The sequence below is a fragment of the Serratia sp. 506_PEND genome, assembly GCF_001076875.1.
Taxonomy (GTDB): domain Bacteria; phylum Pseudomonadota; class Gammaproteobacteria; order Enterobacterales; family Enterobacteriaceae; genus Serratia; species Serratia marcescens.
The window spans coordinates 1-1,544 of sequence record NZ_JVEL01000534.1; the positions used below are offsets into that span (position 1 = coordinate 1).

General features: G+C 75.0%; 3 protein-coding genes. All 3 read right to left on the reverse strand.

The annotated features are described in order from the left end of the window. The coding region (locus ADK28_RS22905) for a hypothetical protein (protein WP_048796763.1) at window positions 1-690 on the reverse strand (690 nt) is incomplete at its 3' end. Then, a complete protein-coding gene (locus tag ADK28_RS22910) occupies window positions 674-1,060 on the reverse strand; it encodes a YcgJ family protein (protein ID WP_048796764.1) in 387 nt (128 codons plus the stop codon). The genes ADK28_RS22905 and ADK28_RS22910, both read right to left, overlap by 17 nt. A 262-nt stretch (window positions 1,061-1,322) precedes the next feature. Then, window positions 1,323-1,544: hypothetical protein (locus ADK28_RS32270; protein WP_048796765.1), on the reverse strand; the 222-nt coding region annotated here is incomplete at its 5' end.

Here is a 1,544-nt window from a genome sequence, read left to right on the forward strand (position 1 = left end):
TGAAGGGCCGGCCGGGCGCGGCGCGCCGGTCCGGCTGGCCGGGGCAGGCGCCCCGGCGGTCATTGACGGCGGCGCCTCGCGGGCGGCGTCCAGGCGGTTCACCAGCGCCCGCAGGTGACGCACGCCCAGCTTGCGCAGCGCGCGCATCCGCGCGTGATACACCGTCTTGGGGCTGAGCCCCTGTCGGCGGGCCTGGGTCTGGGCCGTCTCGGCCGCCAGGCTGTGGCACAGGGCCCGGCGCTCGGTGTCGCTCAGCGGCACGGCGGCCGGCAGTACCGGGCTGCAGGTCGCCCCGCGCGTCAGGCGGTCATCGAGCCACTCCAGGCCGGCGCGGGCCGGCAGCAGGGTGACGGGACAGGACAGGCCGCCGGCCGCCAGCAGGGCGGTGACCGCGGCGGTGGCAAACACCGACAGCACCACCAGGTGGCGGACGTGCAGGCGGCGCACGGTGTCGGCCAGCGACAGCAACTGCAGCAGCGCGGTGAGCGGCGACGGCGACAGGCGCACCATCAGGCAGTCGGTGTCCGCCGTTGCCGACGGCAGGGCGGCCTGGGTGGCCGCGGTCAGTACCGCGTCGTCCGGCGCGGGCCGATGGGTGCGCTGCAGCAGGGCCGCCAACCCCCGACGGCCGTAGGGGCAGGCGTCGACCACCGCCAGCCGCCCGGCCCGCACCTCAGGCGGCCGGTGCATCACCCGCCTCCTGCGCCGGCATGCCGTACAGCGCGCGGGTGACCGCGGGGTCCGGGGTGCGGCGCCCGGCGTCGCGCCAGCAGGTGCGGGCCATGCTGTCGCACACCACGCCGTTGCTGAGCACGAAGCGCATCCGGTCGACCGGCATGTCCAGGGCGTGCGCGTCCATCAGTCGCATCAGGGCCGCCTGCCCCAGGTAACGGCCGGTCTCGGCCATGGAGAGCCCCCAGGCATCGGCGCAGAACCCGCGGTCGCGGTCGCAGACCACGCCCTGCACCGGGAAAAAGACCGGCGCCGTGCGGTGCAGACCGGCGGCCACGTCCGCCGTCACCGTCAGGCCGGTGCACACCAGCCAGAGCAGGCCCAGCATCTCCAGTGGCACCCGGCGACCGTGCCGGGGGCCGCCCTGCCGGCACGACAGCCGGGCTATCACGTGTCTCATGTTCACCTCCGCCTCTTTGTTGGGGCGCGTCCGGCGTCAGTCCGGCCGGACCAGCGCCAGTATCAGCATCAGGGCGCCGCCCCAGAACAGGGCGCAGAACAGCAGCACCCCCCACCACACCGCCCGCCGTGACGGGCCCTTCGCCTGTCGCATACCGCCTCCTTCGTTGTTGTTGATGTTGTTGGTGTTGTTATTCGCCGCAGCCGGTCGCCAGGGCGACCGCCAGCCACAGCAGGCCCAGCAGGCCGGCGGCCAGGGCCGCCCCCAGCGCCAGGGCGCCAGTCCCGGACAGCGCGGTGCGCCGTCCGGCATTGAACAGGCCGGTCAGCACCCCGGCCCCGGTCATCAGCGCCAGGGCGAGCTGCGCATCCGGGTCGGTCAGCCAGCCCGCCGCCGCCAGCCACAGCAGCAG

Excerpts from the sequence above, each read along its gene's own strand:
- ADK28_RS22910 (WP_048796764.1), bottom strand. The coding sequence starts at position 1,060 with ATGCTGGGCCTGCTCTGGCTGGTGTGCACCGGCCTGACGGTGACGGCG.